The following is an 18,523-nucleotide window of genomic DNA, read 5'->3' as shown; positions in this document are numbered from 1 at the left end:
GATCAATATCCAATCGTTTCGTCTTCTGCGCCGAGATAGGCTTCAATCACCTTCTCGTTTTCCTGAATCTGCTTCGGCGTTCCTTCCGCGATCTTCTGCCCGAAATTGATGACCACGATCCGGTCGGAAATATTCATCACGGCCGGCATGTCATGTTCCACCAGCAGCACCGTGACGCCCCGGTCGCGGACCGCGCGCACCATTTCCACCGCCTTGACGGTTTCGTCGTGGTTCATCCCGGCAAAAGGTTCGTCCAGAAGCAGGATCTTCGGATCAGTGGCGAGACCGATGGCAATGCCAAGCGCCCGCAAATGGCCGTGCGGCAGGTTCTGCGCCACCTCGTCCCGCTGCTTCCAAAGGCCGAGGAATTGCAGGATTTCATCCGCCGAGCGTCCGAACTCCTCCTGATCGCGACGCGCGAGGCTCGACCCTATATAACAACCGAGGAAACTCGCCTTGGCGCGCAGGTGGTGGCCGACGATCACATTGTCGCGCACCGTCATGCCCTTGAAGATCGTCGTTTCCTGAAAGGTGCGCACCACGCCCTTGCGCGCCACGATATGCGGCGCCAGACCCGATATGCGTTCGCCATTGAAGCGAACCTCGCCAGTCGTGGGATTGAGGAACGACGCAATCAGCTTGAACAGCGTGGACTTGCCCGCGCCATTCGGCCCGATGACCGACAGGATTTCCTTTTCCCGCACTGAAAAGGAGACATCATTGACCGCCACCAGTCCGCCGAAGCGTTTCGTGAGGTTCCTGACTTCCAGAAGATCGCTCATGACCCCGCTCCCTTTTTGCCGGACAGTCTGAGGCTGAGAAGCCCGTTAGGCAGGAACAGCATCAGGATGATGAGAACGCTGGAGAAGATGAGAAGCTGGAACTTGCCGGTCTGAAACAGGAAATCCCAGCCGAAGTAGAGAACGAAAGTCCCGATGATCGGCCCGAACACATAGCCAAGCCCGCCCAGGAAGCAGTTGAGCATGAAATTGACCGAATCCGTGACGGTGAAGCTCGACGGGTAGATCGACTGCGAAATCGCGACGAACATCGCGCCGCCAAGCCCGCCGAGGAAAGACGAGATCGCATAGGCCAGCACGCGCAGATTGGTGATATTGACGCCGATCGACGAGGCAAGTTCCTCATTCTGCTGCAATGACTGGCATAAACCGCCAATGCGCGAATTGACGAGGCGGTATAGCCCGGCAAAACAAAGCACCATCAGCACGATGGACACGAAATAGAAGGCCGCACGCGGGTTCTGCAAGGTTGCGAAATCCGGCAGGATCGTCAGGCCGAACAGCGATATGCCGCCCGGCATGGGAATGCTGACCATTCCCTTGGCGCCGTTGGTGATCGGCAGCGCCATGGCGAGCAGGCGGGCGACTTCCGTCAGTACCAGCGTGACCATGGCGAAATAGACCCCGCGCAACCGCAGGATCGGCAGCCCGATCAGGATGCTGGCCAACGCGCAGAACAGCCCCGCAATGGGCAGCGTCAGCCAGAAGGAGACGCCATATTTCACCATCAGGATCGCCGACACATAGCCGCCCATGAGAGCATAGGCGCCCTGGCCGATATTGATGCGGCCGATATAGAAGGTAAGCCACACCCCGCCGCTGACGATGGAGAGAAGCGCGACCGAAGTCAGTGTATAATAAAGGTCGTGCCGTCCCGTTACTTCGATCAGCACCGGAATGCCGATGAAGATCAGGGCAAGAAAGGCAGCAATGCCGATAAGCTTTGTCGTCCTGGTCATGATTGCCTCCTCAACCCCACGGCTTGCCCATGAGCCCGTTCGGACGGATGCTCAGGAACACCATCAATGCGGCGAAGATGACCAGATAGGTGATGTCGCCATAGGAACGCAGCACCGTCAGTCCGACGGATTCCATCATGCCGAGGATGAAGCCGCCGGCAATCGCCCCGCTGACCACGCCGGCGCCGCCGATCATCACCATCATGAAGGCCTTGATGGATACGGCGCCGCCAATGCCGGAATTGACACCGGTAATGGCGACCAGCAGTCCACCGACAAGCCCCGCAAGCATGGCCCCCAGCGCGAAACCGATCATGGAATAGCGGTCGACGTTCACGCCCATCAACTGTGCAGCCACGCGGTCCTGTGCAAGCGCGCGCATGGCGCGGCCGGGTTTTGTGTACTGCATGAAAAGAACGAAGGCTGCGATGAAAACCACGGCAAGCACACCGATCAGAATGCGGTCATATGGCATTATCAGCCAGTCGGACACGAAGACGCCGTTGACGATCTTCGGTACGCCGCGCTGTTTTTCGCCGAACAGAAGCAGGATCACCGCATCAAGGAAAAAAGCGACGGCAGCGGCGAGCAGCATCGTGCTTTCCTCGCGCAGACTGCGTTTGATGACCGGTCGGAAGAGAAGCTTTTCGATCAGCGCGCCCACGATCATCAAGGTGACGGCAGAGGCCACGAGAGCAACGACAAACGGCAGACCGAGCTGCCCATAAACCGTGTAGGTGACGAAACCGCCCAGCACATACATCTGGCCGTGCGCGAAATTGAGGACGTTCATGAGCGCGAAGATCAGCGTCAGACCCAACGCGATCAGTGCATATTGCGCACCCAGATATAGCCCGTTGGCTATCACTTGTTCCATGAAGGCAAACTCCCTCGGCGGAGCTCCGGACAGGCCAAAGCTCCCTGACAGTTCCTGACGATTGGGAGGCCCGAAGCGGAAGTACCCCCTCCTCCGCTTCGGGCTTTTCAGGCCGATCGGTTAATCGACCTGACCGACGAACAGCGTTTCGAACTTGCCGTCCTTGTATTCGGTGACGACCATCGGAATGCCAATCTGCCGCTTCTGGCTGAAAGACGAGGTGCCGACATAGGTCAGCTTGGAACCGTCGCCATCGCCCTTGACGAAAGGATTGGGCGCGGAGAACGTGTCCATGGTCTTCTTGAATTCCTCGACATTGTCGACTGCCGCCGGATTGGCCTTCAGTGTCCCCACGATGTATTCCAGCGCATAGACCTTGGTGTTGGACTCGTCATTATATTCGCCATAGGCCTTGGTATAGCGATCGACGAATTCCTTCATCACATCCGATGCTATTTCCGGCGTGGAGGCGCCGCCTACTGAGATAAAGCCGTTTGCCAGCTCGCCCGCGCCTTCTTCAAGGACCTTGGCGTCCTGCGCGGTTTCGGTGGAAATGAAGCCCTGATAGCCCAGCTCGCGCGCGGCGCGGATCAAGAGCGGCGCATTGCCCGGGGCAACACCCGACAGAACCAGCAGGTCCGGCTTCTGCATCACGATCGGCGTCAGGACGGGCGTGAAATCGCGCGTGTCGTTCTGATAGGCATCGTTGGCCGACACCACTTCCAGACCGAGCGCCTTGGCCGCCTCGATACCGCTGTCGCGCTGGCTGAGCGGATCGGATTCATTGGCGGCCACGAAGGCAACCGTCTTGATGCCATTGTTTTCCTTCAGATATTTGTAAATCGCCGGACCGGACTGATAGTTGGCGATCATGCCGAGAACGGCGTTTGACGCCGGTGGCGTATAAAGTTCCTTCGGGAAGGAATAAGGGAAATAGATGATGCCCTTGGCTTCCGCCACCGGGCGGACTGCGGCGGCACCGTCATCCACGTTCGGACCAACCACGTAATGGACGCCTTCCTGCGCCATCTTTTCCATGCCGGCGATGGCGCGCTTCGGGTCCTTCTGGTCGTCGAAGGTGACGATCCTGATCTTGTAATTATCGTCGCCGATCTTCACGCCGCCCTGCTCATTGAGCCAATCGGCGCGAACCTGCATCGAGCGAACATTGGATGTGCCCCAGGCCGCCGCCGGGCCACTGGTAACACCGACGAAACCGATTTTGAGCTCCTTGTCCGCCGCCTGGGAGGTCGACGCGGACATGAGCGCAAATATAGAAACGGCGCCAAGCGCCGCAGTCTTAACAACTGCGCGTCTAGTAATCATTTTAGTTCCCCTTGCTTAGCTTACCTTTCTCTCATTTGGCGGAGAAAGGATTTCTTAAGCTAAACACGCAACCGAAATATTGTCAACAATCCGGATATTTTTAATAAACGATCTGGAAATGATGCGTCATCAATTTTGGATTGGCCACTGAATGAAAAAAGGCGCGCCGGCAGGCCGGCGCACCTTTTGAAACGGCAATCTGAAATGAGGCGGGCGAGGTCAGTTCCGCGCCTGCAGCTGCGCGAAATGGGCAAGCATCCGGTCCGGATCGGCTTTCATGCCGCTGAAGAGTTCGAACGCGCCAACCGCCTGAAACACGGCCATGCCGCCGCCGTCGAGCACGCGGCATCCGCGCTCTTTCGCAAGCCGGACCAGCGGCGTCTGCAAGGGGAAATAGACGATATCCGAAACCCAGAGGTGAGGCTGCACCAGCGCGGGCGCAAGCGGCAGTCCGGGATGCGCATCCATGCCTGTCGGCGTGGCGTGGACCAGACCGGACGCGCCCGCCAGCGTTCCCTCCAGATCGGAACCCGCGATGAAACTGCATTCCGGCTGCACCGCAACAAGCTTGCTGATGACCGCATCGACCTTCGCGGCATCGAGGTCGAAGATGTGCACTTCCCGCGTACCCATTTCGGCGAGCGCATAGGCGACGGCAACGCCTGCCCCGCCCGCGCCGAGCAGCACGACACGCGCCAGCGACGCGTCCGGCAGGCCGCGGCGAAACCCTTCCGCATAGCCCCACCAGTCCGTGTTGTGACCGATGCGCCTGCCATCGGAAAACACCACCGTATTGATCGATTGCAAGGCGGACGCATGCGGCGAAAGCTCGTCGACCAGCGCCACCGCAGCCTGCTTGCAGGGATGGGTGATGTTGAGCCCGGAAAAACCCGCAGCCTCGGCCTCCGCGACAAGGGCCGGCAGATCGTGCGCCGAACGCCCGTTGCCGGCAATATCGATGATATCGTAGCGATAGTCGAGACCGGCTGCCTCGCCTTCCCGCATATGCATCGCCGGCGAAAGCGAGCGCTGGATATTCGCGCCGATCAGACCCACATGCACACGGCGTTTCGTCACTTCACTTCTCAATTCCATTCTCCACAGGATCGGACGGCGCGCCGACCCCCGTTATTCCGGGCTTTTCAAAAGGGCGATGATCGTGTCGCTGATCAGGCGGCGATGCCGCGCCTTCACGTCGGACGCCATCAGGTCGGTGCCGAAGATCGCGCCGAACGTATGCCTGTTGGACACGCGGAAAAAGCACTGCGCGCTGATCAGCATGTGAAGGTCGAGCGCGGAAATGCGGCGCTGGAAGACGCCCTGCTCGCGCCCGCGCTCCAGGATTTTCTCGATCGTCTCCAGAATGGTGACATTCTGGCGCGACAGGACGTCGGAACGTTCCATATGTTCGGCGCGGTGAATATTTTCCACCGCGACCAGGCGCACGAAATCAGGATTGGCATCGTCATGGTCGAAAGTGCTTTCCACCAGGCTGCGCATGGCGGATTCCGGGTCCTGATCGTCGAGCGACAGCGAGCTTTCGAGCGCGCGTATCTTTCCGTAGGCGCGTTCCAGCACGGCGAGATAAAGCCCCTCCTTGCTGCCGAAATAATAATAGATCATGCGCTTGGACGTGCGGGTCTGCGCTGCAATTTCATCGACGCGCGCGCCGGAAAACCCCGATGCCACGAACTCGCGCGCCGCAATGTCGAGAATATTCTCGCGCGTTGCGTCGGGGTCGTTCTTGCGCGGCTGCGCCTTGGCGAGCGCCTTTGCCATAGTCTTCTCCTCAGCGTTCAAAGTGCCGCTGCACTTTTCGGCATGCCCGCCGGGCGCATGTAGCGCCGCAGCGCCGCAATGCGGAAGATCGCATTGGCCGCGCCGTAACCCTTGTAGCCTTGCCTTTGCACGACTTCGAAAAAGAAGCCTTGATCGTCGGTCGGGCTATAGAGCTGGAAATACTCTCCGCTCTCGTCCCTGTCATAAAGCACGTTCGCGGCCTTGAGCCGGTCGGTGAATTCCGGGTCGAGACCGAGGCGCGCTTCCAGATCGTCGTAATAATTCGGCGAGATTTCCAGCGTGTGGAAGCCATTGTCGCGCAAGGCCGCAGCGGTGGCAAAGATATCGTCCGTTGCAAAGGCCAGATGCTGGATGCCCGAGCCGAAGGTTTCGGCGATGAAGCGACCGGCCAGCGTGCGGCGGTTTTCCGCGCCGTTCAGCGTGATGCGCAGCGTTCCCTCGTCGTTTTCCACCACCTGACTGCGCACGACACCGCCCGGATCGACAATATCGACCATGGGCGACTTCCGCGATTCCGTGAGCGAGGTATAGAAAAGCAGCCAGGTCAGAAGTTCGTCGAACTTCATCGTCTGGGCAACGTGATCGATATGGGTGAGGCCGACACCTGCCGCCGTCTCATCTGTTGCGACGGTCTCGAACTCGATGTCGAAAATGCGGGCCAGATCGGTCTTCTCGTCAAGGAAATAGACCAGCCCGCCGCCCACGCCGCGGATGGCGGGCATGGCGATTTCGCCCGGATCGAGGGGCTGTTCAAAATTCTCCGCCCCCATCGCAACGGCGCGCGCATGAGCTTCCGCCGCATCGTCCACCACAAGCCCCATTGCATAGGCTGCGGTGCCATGGACGGCATAGGCCGAGCTTGCAAAGCCGCGCGTATCCGTGTTGATGACAAGGTTGATGCCGCCTTGCCGGTAGAGCGCGACGTCCTTGGTGCGATGCTTGCCGGCGAGCCTGAAACCCAGCGCACCGACAGCCGAAACCAGCCGTTCGGCATCGTCGGCATGGGTAGCAAACTCGACAAAGCCGACACGGTGCACCTTTGCGCGGGGCGGCATGGCCGCAACCGTCAGCCTGTTGTCGGGCTCGACCCGGCGAACCTGATCGCCCAGATAGATGAGCGAGCGGCGCCCGTCGGCGGCGATGGTGGCGGGCGATCCGCCACGGAACTGATCGTTGAAGATTTCGAGCGAGAAATAGCCGTCATAGCCGGTCGCAGCCACCGCCCGCATGAAATCCAGCACCGGCAGGTCGCCCTCGCCCGGCATATTGCGATAATGGCGGCTCCAGTAGAGCAGATCCATGTCGATCAGCGGCGCATCGGCCATCTGGATGATGAAAAGCTTGTCCTTCGGAATGGAGCGGATCGAATTCACGTCGATCTTGCGCGCCAGCGTGTGAAAACTGTCGAGGATCAGCCCGACATTGGGATGATCGGCACGGCGCACGATCTCCCAGGCATCGCGGTGGTCGCTGATATGGCGCCCCCAGGCAAGTGCCTCATATCCGACGCGCAGATTGCGCCGCGCCGCCCGCTCGCCAAGCTCGCGGAAATCATCCGCAGCGCGGTCAATGCCGCCAATGGCGGCGGGCGACACGTTGGAGCAGACCAGAACGAGGTCCGTGCCCAGCTCCTGCATCAGATCGAACTTGCGCTCCGCCCGGTCGAAAGTACGGCTGCGCAGGGGTTCGGGCATGCCTTCAAAATCGCGGAAAGGCTGGAAAAGCGTGATCTCAAGCCCCAGGTCGCGCGCCATCTGGCCCACCTGACGCGGGCTTTCGTCAAAGGTGAGAAAATCATTCTCGAAAATTTCCACCCCGTCGAAACCGGCCTTGGCGATGGCTCCCAGTTTCTGCTGGAGATCGCCGCTAATGGAGACGGTTGCTATCGAAGTCTTCATGTCACGCTCCTGTCTCCGGCCGGACCGGAGTTTTCCGCCAGTCCCGGGCAAACCCGCCCGGAACCGTCTTGTTTGTTATCACCTGGATACAGAGCCGTACTGGTTTAGTTACCGCCGCGCACTTTCTTCAATTCGGCAAAGAGCTCATCGACCGTTTCCGCGCCGATTTCGGCGGTGAACTTGTCGATGACCGGCTTCACCGCTTCGCGCAGGCGCGCGGTTTCCTCGGGCGTCAGTTCGGTCACCTGCATGCCGGTCTTCTTGATTTCATCGAGCGCCGTCGCATCCTGCTCGCGTGAAACCTTGCGCTGATAATCCCGCGCCTCGACCGCCGCCTGCTGGATCACCGTCTTTTCCTCATCGTTGAGGCGATCCCAGAACTTCTTGCTGATCATCACGATCTGCGGATTATACTGGTGGCGGGTCAGCGTCAGATATTTCTGCACTTCATAGAACTTGGCATTGATGATGTTGGCATTGGGATTTTCCTGCCCATCGACCGTGCCGGTTTCAAGCGCCGTGTAAAGCTCGGTATAGGGCAGCGGCACCGCATTGGCGCCAAGCGTATTGAACAGGGCAACCGGCACCGGCGATTGCAGGGTGCGGATCTTCAACCCGGCAATATCCTCCAGTTTTGCGACGGCGTGGCGATTATTGGTCAGGTTGCGGAAACCGAGTTCCCAATAGGCAAGCCCGACCAGCCCCGTATCGGGAAGGCGTTTCATCAGGTTGGTGCCGAACGGCCCATCCATCACCTTGTCGGCTTCCTCGCCGCTGTTGAACAGGAATGGCAGATCGACAGCCTCGAATGCCTTGACGGTGCTGGACAGGATGCCCGCATTCATCACCGTCATTTCCACGACGCCGCCCTGCAAGCCGGAAAGCGTCTGCGGATCGCTGCCCAGCACGCCGCCCGGAAACAGTTTCACATTGATCTGCCCGCCGCTCTTTTCCTTCACCAGCTCGGCAAACTTCTCCATGCCCGTGACCTGCGGGTGGCCCTTGCTGTTGGCGGCAGCAAACTTGATCGTCTGCGAACGGATTTCGGCCATGGCCGTTGTCGTCATCAGGGCCAGTGGCAGCACCATGCCCAGTGCCATTGTCTTCAGTATTTTCTTCATGTTTTCCTCCCACTCAAAAATTCTGTCTTTGTTTTCACGCAAAACCGCTTCGTACTTTTCGGGATGCGCTCTAGTGGAACCAGCCCATCGGCACCGTCACCAGTTGCGGGAACAGCACCATCAGGAAAAGCACCACCAGCTGCGCGATCAGGAACGGCAGAACGCCCGTCATCACCTTTTCAAACGGCAGGCGCGCGACGCCGCACACCACATTCAGCACCGTGCCGACCGGCGGTGTGATGAGGCCGATGGAATTGTTGATGATGAACAGCACGCCGAAATAGACCGGATCGATACCCGCTTCCTTGATGATAGGCATCAGCACCGGCGTCAGGATCAGGATCGTCGGCGTCATGTCCATCGCCATGCCGATGAGAACAACCAGCAGCATGATGGCAAGCAGCAGCAGCGTCTGATTGTCCATCAAGGGCCGTACCAGTTCGGCCAGCTCGCCCGGCACATCGGCGACCGTAATCATCCAGGCCGAAACGCTGGCGCTGGCAACGAGGAACATCACCACGGCGGTTGTCTTCGCCGCGTCCACCATCGCCGGATAGAGCCTTGAAAGCGGCAGTTCCCGATAGACCACGGTGGCGACGAACAGCGAATAGACAGCGGCGACCACACCCGCTTCCGTCGGCGTGAACACACCGAAGCGAAGGCCGACAATGATGATAACCGGCAGCATCAGCGCCCATATGCTGTCGAGGAAAGCCCGCATCCGCGCGCCGGGTTCGGCCTTCTTCGGCAGTTCGAACTGTTCGCGGCGTGCAAGAATGAACCATGTCAGGCACAGCGCGACGGCGATCATCAGGCCGGGGACAATACCCGCCAGGAAAAGCTTGGTGATCGAAACGCCGCCGACCACGCCAAACAGGATGAAACCGATGGATGGCGGAATGACAGGCGCGATGATCGAGGCCGAGGCGATCAGTCCGGCAGCGCGGCCCGGTTCGTGTCCGGCGTTGCGCATCATCGGAAACAGCAGCGCGCCGAGCGCTGCCGCATCCGCAACCGCCGACCCCGAAAGACTGGCAATGATACAAGCTGCGAAGATGGCGACGAAGCCGAGACCGCCGCGCACATGGCCCACCATGACCAGCGCCAGATTGACGATGCGGCGCGACAGGCCGCCCGCATTCATGATTTCTCCGGCAAGCAGGAAAAAGGGAACCGCCATCAGCGGAAAACTGTCGGCGCCGTTCAGCACGTTCTGCGCCACGATCTGGGCGTCGAACATATCCATATACATCATCAGCGCCGCGCCGCTGATGATGAGTGCAAAGGCAACCGGGACGCCGAGCGCCATCGGAACCAGAAGCGCGGCAAGAAAGATAAGCAAGGTCATGATCGGCGCGCCCTATTTGCGATCTTCATCGGTCGAGACGGGCGTGACATGCTCCTCGCTATCCGTCACGAAATGCGTTTTGGCGACGTCGATCCGCCCGGCTGCGATGCCGAAACCGTTCCACGCAATGATGAGGAGCGCGGGCACGGCAAAGGCCAGCCCTGCACCATAAAACCAGCCCATGGACATGCCCGTCGCCGGGGCCAGCGTCGGGATATTGATGAGCGTCTGCGTCCAGCTTCCCGCAAGAACGAGCCATGTCGCGCCGAACATCAAGATATGACCTGCGACCAGCGCAATGCGTGCGCCTGCCGGCGACAGGCGGCGCACCAGCGAATCCACGCCCAGATGCGCATGGTCGCGCATGGCGACAACCGCGCCCAAAAAGGTTAGCCAGACGAAGAAGATGCGCGACAGTTCTTCCGAAACCGTGATGCCCTGATTGAAGGCGTAGCGCAGCACCACATTGCCGAACACAAGCACGACCATGCAGCCCAGAAGGCAGGCAATGGCGAACCGCGCCGCGGTAAAATAGAAATCGACTAAAGCTTTCACGTTCCTCCTCCGGCCTCCTCCTGGCCTCCTCCGGCGTATTGCTTGCAGACTGCGGCCCCTTTTCGGGTTTCAGGTGAAAGCGACGCGACATCACCGGCAAGATGCCTCATGCATCCGAAGTGAAACTTCGCTTTCCCCACAGTCCTTGACCGTTCCCGGGCCAGCCAGCGCCACGAAAGTCCCGTCAGAATGCCCTTCCGGCTTCCGGCAGCGCCCTATCGCGAGTGCAATCCAATCCTCAGTCGCTCCCACTGAGGAACGGAATCGCATCGGTCAGCTCCATCCCTTCCTTAAAATGTACTAACTGGTTAGGAAGTCAATGCATTCTGTTTGAACAAATGCGCAAGGCCCGACATTCCATAAAAATATGGAATGTTCCGTCTGGTTCAAAATAGCGGATTTCGATGCGGATCGCGGGCTGTTGGAGAAAGTTCAGCCGCCGTTCACCAGCGCCAGAATGAGCTGGTGGACATTGCCGCCATTGCCCATCTCCACGCGGTCGAAGGCGCGGCCCTGAGCGCGCTGCATGTCGACCATATCGGTGATTTCCTTGATCAGCACCTTGCGGATCTTCTGGCATTTCGGATCGTCTGGAACGGACAGGCCCACGGTCCGGCGCACGATCTCGCGCGTCATGTCCTTGGCGTGGTCGCCATGCACAAGCTCATGCTTGCGAATGCCTTCATAGAAGGTTTCCCAATGTTCCTTCACCGGTGAGGCCAGCTTCTGCGCGGGCTTGGGGAGCGTATAGGTGATCTTCAGCTTCGGCGTGGCCGACAGGATCGTGCAGGCATTGTTGGAGCGGTCGAACTGCCGGTCCCAGGTCAGCACATAGCTGGTATGGGCGATGACGCGGGTTTTGCCGCCGCCGATCTTCGGGCCGCGCTCGCCGATCGATTCATAAAGTTCCGGGCCGGTCTTTCCCGCGATGGCGTAGAACTTGATTTCCTCGACGGGCTTCCAGTTGTCTTCGGCAAGCGCAGGGGCCGTCACCAGAATTCCAGATAATGCGAATGCTGCCGCTTTTCTCAACGCTTGCCCCGATCCATCGATTTGCCGGATGATTTGCGCGCAAGCTACAATATCGGCAGGCAATGCGTAAGCGGCTGCACAACAAAAAGCCCGCCCCGGTTTCCCGAAGCGGGCTTTCTCCGATCATGGTGCTGATCTTACTTTTCGATGGTGCGGTTCCAACGGCTGTTGAGCTGCTGGCGTCCTTCATTGACGGCATCCCAATCGAGCGTCTTGGCCGTTTTCATATAGCCGTTGAAGGCGTCGAGCTTGGCCTGTGCTTCCGGCGAACCGGCCTTGGCCTTCTGGTTCGACGGGATGACGTTGCCATGGTCGAGCGCCTTGCTCTGCGCATCGGCGGAAAGCAGGTAATGCGCGAGCTTCTGGCTCAGTTCGGGCTCGCTGTTGCCTGCCAGCACGCATTCGGTCACGGCGAGGACGACGGAGCCTTCCTTCGGCTGCGCATATTCAACCGGAATGCCCTTGTCCTTGAGGTTGTTGACGCCCGTCGGCGTCAGCGGGAAGATCGCCGCTTCGCCGGTCTGCACCATTTCCGAAATCTTGGCCGAAGACGGAATGAATTCCAGAACGTTCTTGCCGATCATGTCGGGGAACTTCTCGAAGCCCGGCTCGAGGTTCTTGTCGTCGCCACCCTGAATACGGTTGAACATCAGGAAGGCATGCAGGCCGAAAGTCGAGGCGGAAGCCGACTGGAAGACAACGGCATTCGCATATTTTTCGTCGGCGAAATCCAACCACGAAGTCGGGGCGGCCCAGCCCTTTTCGTCGAAAAGCTTCTTATTATAGGCAATGCCGGTCATGCCCATATCGACACCGATTGCCATGTCGTCCTTGAGGCGCGCGGCAGGCTGAATGTCGGCCAGAACCGGATCGTCGGAGATTTTCTGGCACAGGCCCGCATTGATCGCGCGCACCATGACGCCGTCGTCGAGCAGCATGACATGCATCTGCGGCTTGTCTTTCTGCGCGGTTGCCTTGGCGAGAATATCCGCCGAGGTGCCCGGCACGACAACGACCTTGACGTCATTGGCCTTTTCAAATTCCGGCAGGACGTGCTCGGTATAGGCCTTCTCCATATTGCCGCCATTCATGCCGATATAGAGCGTCTTGGTTTCAGCCGATGCGGCGGAAGCAAAAGCTGCCGACAGGCCGAGCGCCAACAGGGCGGTTTTGGTGATGTACTTCATGCTACTCCCCTTTGTGGTTTGAGTTCATATCGAACCGGTCGATGCGGAAGGCATCGATCGGCGTTTCCGTCTCGCCGCGCACGGCGAGATCGCAAAGAATGGCGCCGACAGCCGGGCCGGTCTGGAAACCGGCGCCGCAAAAGCCGAAGGCGTGAAAGAGATTGTTGACCCGGCTGCTTGGCCCGATGACCGGATTGTCGTCCGGCATTTCCGATTCAGTGCCAGACCAGAAGCGGATAACCTGGGCATTTTTCAGATGCGGGAAAAGTTCGATGGCGCGCAGCATCACGGATGAGGCGGCATTGACCGAAGGCCGCGAAAAATCCGGGTTTTCAAGCGGCGCGCCGCGCCCGCCGCCCATGACATAATTGCCGCGCGTGACCTGACGGCCATAGAAACCGCCGCCCTCTTCGCCAAGGCTCATCGGCAGGCGAAACGGCATCGGCTCGGTCACGACCATCGACGGATAGATGCGCTGGAGCGGCACCGGCTCGCCGAACGAGGCCGCGAACCGGTCCGACCAGGCACCGGCGCAGTTGAACAGGAGGCGCGAGCGGATTTCGATACCCTCGCCTGCCAGAATGGCAAAACCGTCGCCGGTCTCCCGCGCTTCGATGACCGGCGTATTTTCCAGCACCGTTGCGCCCGCAGCCAGCGCCGCACGGGCAAAGGCAGGCGCGACCAGCCGCGGATTGGCATGGCCATCTTCCGCGCAGAGCGAACCGCCCGCCACATCGCCCGGCAGCCATGGGAAACGCTCGCGGATCGCATTGCCGCCGATCAGCTCCACATCGAGCCCGAGAGGCTGCACTGTCGCCGCATAGGCTTCAAGCTTCGCAAAATGCGCTTCCGTGCGGGCAAGCTTCAAATGGCCGCTGCGGACATATTCGCCGTCGATGCCGATGAGTTCCGGCAGACGCGCCCACAACGCATGTGAACGCTGTGCAAGCGGCAACTGTTCCGGCGCGCGGCCCTGCCTGCGGACGCCGCCATAATTGACGCCGCTCGCCTGCGCGCCGCAAAAGCCCTTGTCGAGCAGGATGACCGACAGGCCGGCCCGGCGCATGAAAAGCGCTGCCGAACCGCCGACGATCCCGCCACCAATAATCACCGCATCAGCCTGAAGACGCCTTGTCATGACGAAGCGCCCTCCCTGGCCGGAGCGCCAAACCCGAGCGGGATCGGCTTGACCGGCGCCTGAGCGCGGATGCGGCCTGCTTCGGCAGGAGTCTTGTCCTGCATCGACGCCAGGAGTTCGGCCGCCGCCGCCGTGCACATGCGGCCCTGACAGCGCCCCATGCCGACGCGGGTAAGCGCCTTGAGCCGGTTGATCTCCCGCACGTCACCGTTACTGATGGCCGCCAGCGCATCGCGCACCGCGATTTCCTCGCAGCGGCAAAGCGTGACATCGCCAGCAATCGTGTCGAACCAGTCGCGCGGGAACGGAAAGGCTTTTTCGACGATCAGGCGCTCGCGATAGATATGATCGAGCTTCGCGAGAAGACCTCGTTCCGCGCCCTCGTCAAACGGCAGGCCCCTGTCGCGCAGCAAGGCAATCGCGGCCAATGCCCCACGAATTTCGGCGGCATCCGCACCGGCAATGCCCGCGCCGTCGCCTGCCACATAGACACCGATACGGCTGGTGCGACCAAGCCTGTCGGCAGCGGGAAGCCATGCGCGGTCGCGTTCTTCAAAGCGGAAATCGCAACCGGCGAGATCGGCAAGCTGGGTTTCGGGACGCAGCGCAAAACCATAAGCCAGCGCATCGCATTCAACCTCACGCTCGCGCTTGCCGACGCGATAGCGAATGGCTTCGACATGGCCCTCGCCCAGAACCTCGTCGGGACGCACATTATAATGGATCGGCACGCCGCCAAGCTTCAGGCGCAGGCCGTAATAAGCGCCGAGCGCCACGATGCGCGGGGCATGAAGCGCCAGATGCGCCAGATGGAATTTTGAAGCGAAGGGCGCCGTGTCCAGAACGGCTGCAACCTTGGCACCGGCATGATGATATTGCCAGGCCACCAGATAGAGCAGCGGCCCCGAACCCATGAACACCACGCGTTCGCCGATCGTGCAGCCTTGTGCTTTCAGCGCCGTCTGCGATGCGCCGAGTGTGTAAACGCCGGGCTTGGTCCAGCCCTTGAACGGCAGAACCCGGTCGGTCGCGCCCGTCGCCAGAATGAGATGGCTGTAGGGCAACTGGCCGTGAACGCCACCGGTCAAAAGGTCGAGCCGGTCGGTTTCCCCGCGCGAAATGTTCCACACCAGCGTTTCCGGGCGATAGTCGATCGCGCCGCGCAAGGCGTCGAAGCTCTTGTGCAGCGCTTCGGCCTTGTGCGCTTCCGAACCATAGCGGCTGCGATAGCTGCGCCCGTCATCGAGCGGCGGGCGGCGATAGATCTGCCCACCGGAACGGAACCCCTCGTCGAGCACGACGGGCCGGAGACCCGCCCTGACCAGCGTTTCGGCGGCGCGAACACCCGCCGGACCAGCGCCAACGATAACCGGATTGAGCACCGCACTCATTTCGCAGGCTCCGTCACAAAGGCCATGCCCTCTTCCAGAAGCGTGGTGCAGGCGCGAAGCCTGTAACCTTCGTCCGTCATGACGTGGCAGTCCTGACATGCTCCGATCAGGCAGAAGCCCGCGCGCGGCTCGCCGGTAAACTCGGTATGACGCAACTTGCCCTGCACCGACAGAATGGCGGTCAGCACGGTATCGCCGCGACGACCTTCGAAGCGCACGCCGTCGAGCGAGAAGCTGACCGGCTGTTCGGCCAGCCGATACCGTCTGCGGAACTGAGCCGCCGAAGAAGAAACCGGGATCGTCATGATCTGCCTGCTCAGCCCTTGCCCACCAGCAGCCGGTCGAGACCGAACATGCGATCGATGATAATCATGGTCACGGTGGCGACGAGGATCATCAGGGCTGAAACCGCCGCCATCATCGGATCGATGGATTCGCTCGCATACATATACATGCGCACAGGCAGCGTGACCGTGGACGGCGAGGTGACGAAGATGGACATGGTGAGTTCGTCGAACGAATTGATGAAGGCAAGCAGCCATCCGCCCGATAGACCCGGCAGCAGCAATGGCAGGGTGATGCGGCGGAAAACGGTCCATTCACCAGCGCCAAGCGTGCGGGCCGCGTTTTCCGCATTGCGGTCCATGCTGCCGAGCGAAGCGAGGATGAGGCGCAGCGCATAGGGCGTGACGACAATCGAATGCGCCGCGACCAGCCAGACGAAGGAGCCGGTAAAGCCCATCAGCGAGAACAGGCGTAGAAACGCCACGCCCAGCACCAGATGCGGGATGATGAGCGGCGACAGGAAAAGCGCGTTCAGCGCATCGCGGCCACGGAAATTATACTGCGCAATCGCCAGTCCCGAGGGCACGGCGAGAAGCGTGGAAATCGTTGCCGAGAAGAATGCCAGTTGCACGCTGTTATAGAACGACGCCATGAAATCATTATGCGCGAACACGGCCTCGAACCAGCGCAGCGACAGGCCCGCATTCGGGCCGCTCCACGGCATGGTCAGCGTGTTTTCCGGCGTGAAGGCCACAAGGCACACCACGACCATCGGCGCCAGCATGAAGATGACGATCAGCGTGTGGAAGAAAAGGGCGAAGGGACCGTTCTTGACCATGGCTTATCCCAGCTTCTTCTTGGCCTGCCCTTCGAGCAGACGGTTATAGGCAATCATGATCACGAGATTGGCGACCAGAACGATGATGGCGATGGCAGCGCCCAGCGGCCAGTTCAGCTCGATCAGGAACTCGTCATAGACGACGGTTGCCGCCATCTTGAGACGACGCCCGCCAAGCAGGCCCGGAATGGCAAAGGAGCTCGCCGAAAGCGCAAACACGATGAGGCTGCCCGACAGGATGCCAAGCACCGCCTGCGGAAACACCACGCGGCGCAATGCCGTCAGGCGCGATGCGCCGAGCGTCAGCGCCGCGGCTTCCACCGACGGGTCGAGCTTTTGCAGTACGGTCCAGACGGGGATCACCATGAATGGCAGCATGATATGCACCAGGCCGATGACAATCGCCGTTTCGCTGTAGAGGATTTGCGTCGTCGGCAGACCCACCATGTCGAGCGCGCTGTTCACGAGGCCGTTGCGGCCCAGCAGCATGCTCCAGCCGAATGTGCGCACCACGACCGAAACCAGAAGCGGGCCGATGATGACCAGCAGGAAGATCGAGCGCCATGGCTTGCGCATGTTGGAGAGAATATAGGCTTCCGGCACGCCGACGAGCACCGTGATGACGGTGGTGATCAGCGCCAGCTTCAGCGTGCGCCAGAAGATCGAGAGATAGTAGGGGTCTTTGAGGACCTGCACATAATTGGCAAGCGTGTAGACGTTTTCGATGCCCTTGTCATAGCTGTAGCTGTTGAAGGACAGAAGCACGGTAAGGCCGAGCGGCAGCAGCACCAGCGCGAAGAACAGAAGCGTTGAAGGCCCTACCAGAAAGAGCGGCGTCAGATCGCGCCTTTGCTTTGGCGTGAGGGTTGTGTCCTGTGGGGTGACGGCCGACATGCTCAGTTCACCCCTGCGGTGAGGATGCGGCAATCCTCATGGTTCCAGCTGAGGCCGACCGATGTGCCTTCGGATGGCGGCGGGTTGCCGAGATTGGGAAGCGCCACCGAAAGCTGGCCCGCAGGCGTCGTCACGCCGAGCAGCCACTGCGCGCCCATGAAGTAGCGCGTCGTCACTTCACCGGCGATATGCCCCTCGCCCGCTGCCATGAGCTGCACTTTTTCTGGGCGGATGAAGACGGAAAGCTCGCCCGAGACCTGCTTGCCATTGGCGGGGAAGCGGATCGCGGTTTCGGCCAGCGCGATCATGTCGCCCTCGGCGCGCGCCTTGAGGAAGTTCGACTTGCCGACGAAATTGGAAATGAAGTGGTTATGCGGGTGCTCATAGAGCTTGTAGGGCGCATCGACCTGCGTGATGACGCCCTTTTCCATGACCACGATGCGGTCGCTGATCGACAGCGCTTCGGCCTGGTCATGCGTCACCATGATGGTGGTGATACCGACCGTGCGCTGGATGCGGCGCAGCTCAAACTGCATTTCCTCGCGCAGCTGCGCATCGAGATTGGAAAGCGGCTCGTCGAGCAGCAGGACCGGCGGGTTGATGACCAGCGCGCGCGCAATCGCCACGCGCTGGCGCTGACCGCCCGACATTTCACGCGGATAACGGTCGGCAAGTGCGCCCAGATGCACCAGTTCCAGCACGTCGCGCACGCGCTTTTCGCGCTCCGCCTTCGGCACATTGCGCATTTCAAGGCCGAAACTCACATTCTGCGCCACCGTCATATGCGGAAACAGCGCATAGCTCTGGAAGACGACGCCCAGCTCGCGCTTGGCCGGCGCAAGCCGCGTGATCTCGCGCCCGTCGAGCGTGATCGTGCCCGCCGTCGGCGTCACCAGACCGGCGATCATCTGCAAGGTCGTGGTCTTGCCGCAGCCGGATGGGCCCAGAAGCGAAATGAACTCGCCCTTTTCAATCGCCAAGTTGAAATTGTCGACAGCCGCGAACTTGCCGTAGTGGCGCGAAATTCCGGACAGGGTCAAAAAGCTCATTGCATCTCCCTCTCGGCTTGACTTC

The 18,523-nt window shown here is 60.5% G+C and carries 18 protein-coding genes; all 18 read right to left on the bottom strand.

The window, feature by feature from the left end; translation table 11 throughout:
- Positions 1–2: 2 nt before the first annotated feature.
- Positions 3–782 carry an ABC transporter ATP-binding protein gene (locus J9800_RS16905; protein WP_114216510.1) on the bottom strand — a complete coding sequence of 260 codons (780 nt, stop codon included), beginning with the start codon at positions 780–782 and terminating at the stop codon, positions 3–5.
- Positions 779–1,759, bottom strand: a complete 981-nt coding sequence (locus J9800_RS16900; RefSeq protein WP_114216511.1) for a branched-chain amino acid ABC transporter permease — start codon at positions 1,757–1,759, stop codon at positions 779–781. The genes J9800_RS16905 and J9800_RS16900 overlap by 4 nt, the downstream gene beginning before the upstream one ends.
- 10 nt (positions 1,760–1,769) lie before the next feature.
- Complete coding sequence (locus J9800_RS16895) at positions 1,770–2,636, bottom strand: branched-chain amino acid ABC transporter permease (RefSeq protein WP_112584851.1); 867 nt, start codon at positions 2,634–2,636, stop codon at positions 1,770–1,772.
- 120 nt (positions 2,637–2,756) lie between these two features.
- Positions 2,757–3,962 (bottom strand): ABC transporter substrate-binding protein, encoded by a 1,206-nt coding sequence (locus J9800_RS16890; RefSeq protein WP_210845892.1) that lies wholly within the window; start codon positions 3,960–3,962, stop codon positions 2,757–2,759.
- Between the two features lie 219 nt (positions 3,963–4,181).
- Complete coding sequence (locus J9800_RS16885; protein ID WP_205315963.1) at positions 4,182–5,057, bottom strand: shikimate dehydrogenase; 876 nt, start codon at positions 5,055–5,057, stop codon at positions 4,182–4,184.
- A gap of 33 nt (positions 5,058–5,090) precedes the next feature.
- Positions 5,091–5,741 carry a TetR/AcrR family transcriptional regulator gene (locus tag J9800_RS16880; protein WP_114216513.1) on the bottom strand — a complete coding sequence of 217 codons (651 nt, stop codon included), beginning with the start codon at positions 5,739–5,741 and terminating at the stop codon, positions 5,091–5,093.
- A gap of 17 nt (positions 5,742–5,758) precedes the next feature.
- The gene (locus J9800_RS16875) at positions 5,759–7,660 is read right to left on the bottom strand and encodes a bifunctional sugar phosphate isomerase/epimerase/4-hydroxyphenylpyruvate dioxygenase family protein (protein ID WP_210845891.1); all 1,902 of its coding nucleotides are present in this window, start codon (positions 7,658–7,660) and stop codon (positions 5,759–5,761) included.
- Between the two features lie 104 nt (positions 7,661–7,764).
- Positions 7,765–8,781, bottom strand: coding sequence for a TRAP transporter substrate-binding protein (locus tag J9800_RS16870; protein WP_114216515.1), 1,017 nt, complete (start codon positions 8,779–8,781; stop codon positions 7,765–7,767).
- Positions 8,782–8,851: 70 nt separating this feature from the next.
- The gene (locus tag J9800_RS16865; protein WP_114216516.1) at positions 8,852–10,129 is read right to left on the bottom strand and encodes a TRAP transporter large permease subunit; all 1,278 of its coding nucleotides are present in this window, start codon (positions 10,127–10,129) and stop codon (positions 8,852–8,854) included.
- A gap of 12 nt (positions 10,130–10,141) precedes the next feature.
- Entirely contained in the window at positions 10,142–10,684 is a 543-nt protein-coding gene (locus J9800_RS16860; protein ID WP_114216517.1) for a TRAP transporter small permease, read from the bottom strand.
- 432 nt (positions 10,685–11,116) lie between these two features.
- Entirely contained in the window at positions 11,117–11,716 is a 600-nt protein-coding gene (locus tag J9800_RS16855) for a DUF922 domain-containing Zn-dependent protease (RefSeq protein ID WP_114216518.1), read from the bottom strand.
- A gap of 137 nt (positions 11,717–11,853) precedes the next feature.
- Positions 11,854–12,903, bottom strand: coding sequence for an ABC transporter substrate-binding protein (locus J9800_RS16850; RefSeq protein WP_114216519.1), 1,050 nt, complete (start codon positions 12,901–12,903; stop codon positions 11,854–11,856).
- 1 nt (position 12,904) lies between these two features.
- Positions 12,905–14,041 carry an NAD(P)/FAD-dependent oxidoreductase gene (locus J9800_RS16845; RefSeq protein ID WP_114216520.1) on the bottom strand — a complete coding sequence of 379 codons (1,137 nt, stop codon included), beginning with the start codon at positions 14,039–14,041 and terminating at the stop codon, positions 12,905–12,907.
- On the bottom strand, positions 14,038–15,432 hold the full coding sequence (locus J9800_RS16840) for an FAD/NAD(P)-dependent oxidoreductase (protein WP_114216521.1): 1,395 nt from the start codon (positions 15,430–15,432) through the stop codon (positions 14,038–14,040). Before J9800_RS16840 ends, J9800_RS16845 begins: the two co-directional genes overlap by 4 nt.
- Positions 15,429–15,737 (bottom strand): (2Fe-2S)-binding protein, encoded by a 309-nt coding sequence (locus J9800_RS16835; RefSeq protein WP_114216522.1) that lies wholly within the window; start codon positions 15,735–15,737, stop codon positions 15,429–15,431. Before J9800_RS16835 ends, J9800_RS16840 begins: the two co-directional genes overlap by 4 nt.
- A gap of 11 nt (positions 15,738–15,748) precedes the next feature.
- Complete coding sequence (locus J9800_RS16830) at positions 15,749–16,555, bottom strand: ABC transporter permease (protein ID WP_112584873.1); 807 nt, start codon at positions 16,553–16,555, stop codon at positions 15,749–15,751.
- Between the two features lie 3 nt (positions 16,556–16,558).
- Positions 16,559–17,449 (bottom strand): ABC transporter permease, encoded by an 891-nt coding sequence (locus tag J9800_RS16825; RefSeq protein ID WP_114216523.1) that lies wholly within the window; start codon positions 17,447–17,449, stop codon positions 16,559–16,561.
- 2 nt (positions 17,450–17,451) lie between these two features.
- Positions 17,452–18,498, bottom strand: coding sequence for an ABC transporter ATP-binding protein (locus tag J9800_RS16820; RefSeq protein ID WP_114216524.1), 1,047 nt, complete (start codon positions 18,496–18,498; stop codon positions 17,452–17,454).
- Positions 18,499–18,523: the final 25 nt, after the last annotated feature.

Origin of the sequence: Ochrobactrum sp. AP1BH01-1, from assembly GCF_018066705.1 — a bacterium.
In the GTDB taxonomy this organism is placed as follows: domain Bacteria; phylum Pseudomonadota; class Alphaproteobacteria; order Rhizobiales; family Rhizobiaceae; genus Brucella.
The sequence above is the reverse complement of the archived record's forward strand: the minus strand, read 5'-3'. Positions and strand labels throughout refer to the sequence as shown.

Excerpts from the sequence above, each read along its gene's own strand:
- J9800_RS16835 (WP_114216522.1), bottom strand. The coding sequence starts at position 15,737 with ATGACGATCCCGGTTTCTTCTTCGGCGGCTCAGTTCCGCAGACGGTAT.
- J9800_RS16905 (WP_114216510.1), bottom strand. The coding sequence starts at position 782 with ATGAGCGATCTTCTGGAAGTCAGGAACCTCACGAAACGCTTCGGCGGA.
- J9800_RS16895 (WP_112584851.1), bottom strand. The coding sequence starts at position 2,636 with ATGGAACAAGTGATAGCCAACGGGCTATATCTGGGTGCGCAATATGCA.
- J9800_RS16865 (WP_114216516.1), bottom strand. The coding sequence starts at position 10,129 with ATGACCTTGCTTATCTTTCTTGCCGCGCTTCTGGTTCCGATGGCGCTC.
- J9800_RS16890 (WP_210845892.1), bottom strand. The coding sequence starts at position 3,962 with ATGATTACTAGACGCGCAGTTGTTAAGACTGCGGCGCTTGGCGCCGTT.
- J9800_RS16875 (WP_210845891.1), bottom strand. The coding sequence starts at position 7,660 with ATGAAGACTTCGATAGCAACCGTCTCCATTAGCGGCGATCTCCAGCAG.
- J9800_RS16820 (WP_114216524.1), bottom strand. The coding sequence starts at position 18,498 with ATGAGCTTTTTGACCCTGTCCGGAATTTCGCGCCACTACGGCAAGTTC.
- J9800_RS16840 (WP_114216521.1), bottom strand. The coding sequence starts at position 15,432 with ATGAGTGCGGTGCTCAATCCGGTTATCGTTGGCGCTGGTCCGGCGGGT.
- J9800_RS16900 (WP_114216511.1), bottom strand. The coding sequence starts at position 1,759 with ATGACCAGGACGACAAAGCTTATCGGCATTGCTGCCTTTCTTGCCCTG.
- J9800_RS16825 (WP_114216523.1), bottom strand. The coding sequence starts at position 17,449 with ATGTCGGCCGTCACCCCACAGGACACAACCCTCACGCCAAAGCAAAGG.
- J9800_RS16830 (WP_112584873.1), bottom strand. The coding sequence starts at position 16,555 with ATGGTCAAGAACGGTCCCTTCGCCCTTTTCTTCCACACGCTGATCGTC.
- J9800_RS16870 (WP_114216515.1), bottom strand. The coding sequence starts at position 8,781 with ATGAAGAAAATACTGAAGACAATGGCACTGGGCATGGTGCTGCCACTG.
- J9800_RS16880 (WP_114216513.1), bottom strand. The coding sequence starts at position 5,741 with ATGGCAAAGGCGCTCGCCAAGGCGCAGCCGCGCAAGAACGACCCCGAC.
- J9800_RS16845 (WP_114216520.1), bottom strand. The coding sequence starts at position 14,041 with ATGACAAGGCGTCTTCAGGCTGATGCGGTGATTATTGGTGGCGGGATC.
- J9800_RS16885 (WP_205315963.1), bottom strand. The coding sequence starts at position 5,057 with ATGGAATTGAGAAGTGAAGTGACGAAACGCCGTGTGCATGTGGGTCTG.
- J9800_RS16850 (WP_114216519.1), bottom strand. The coding sequence starts at position 12,903 with ATGAAGTACATCACCAAAACCGCCCTGTTGGCGCTCGGCCTGTCGGCA.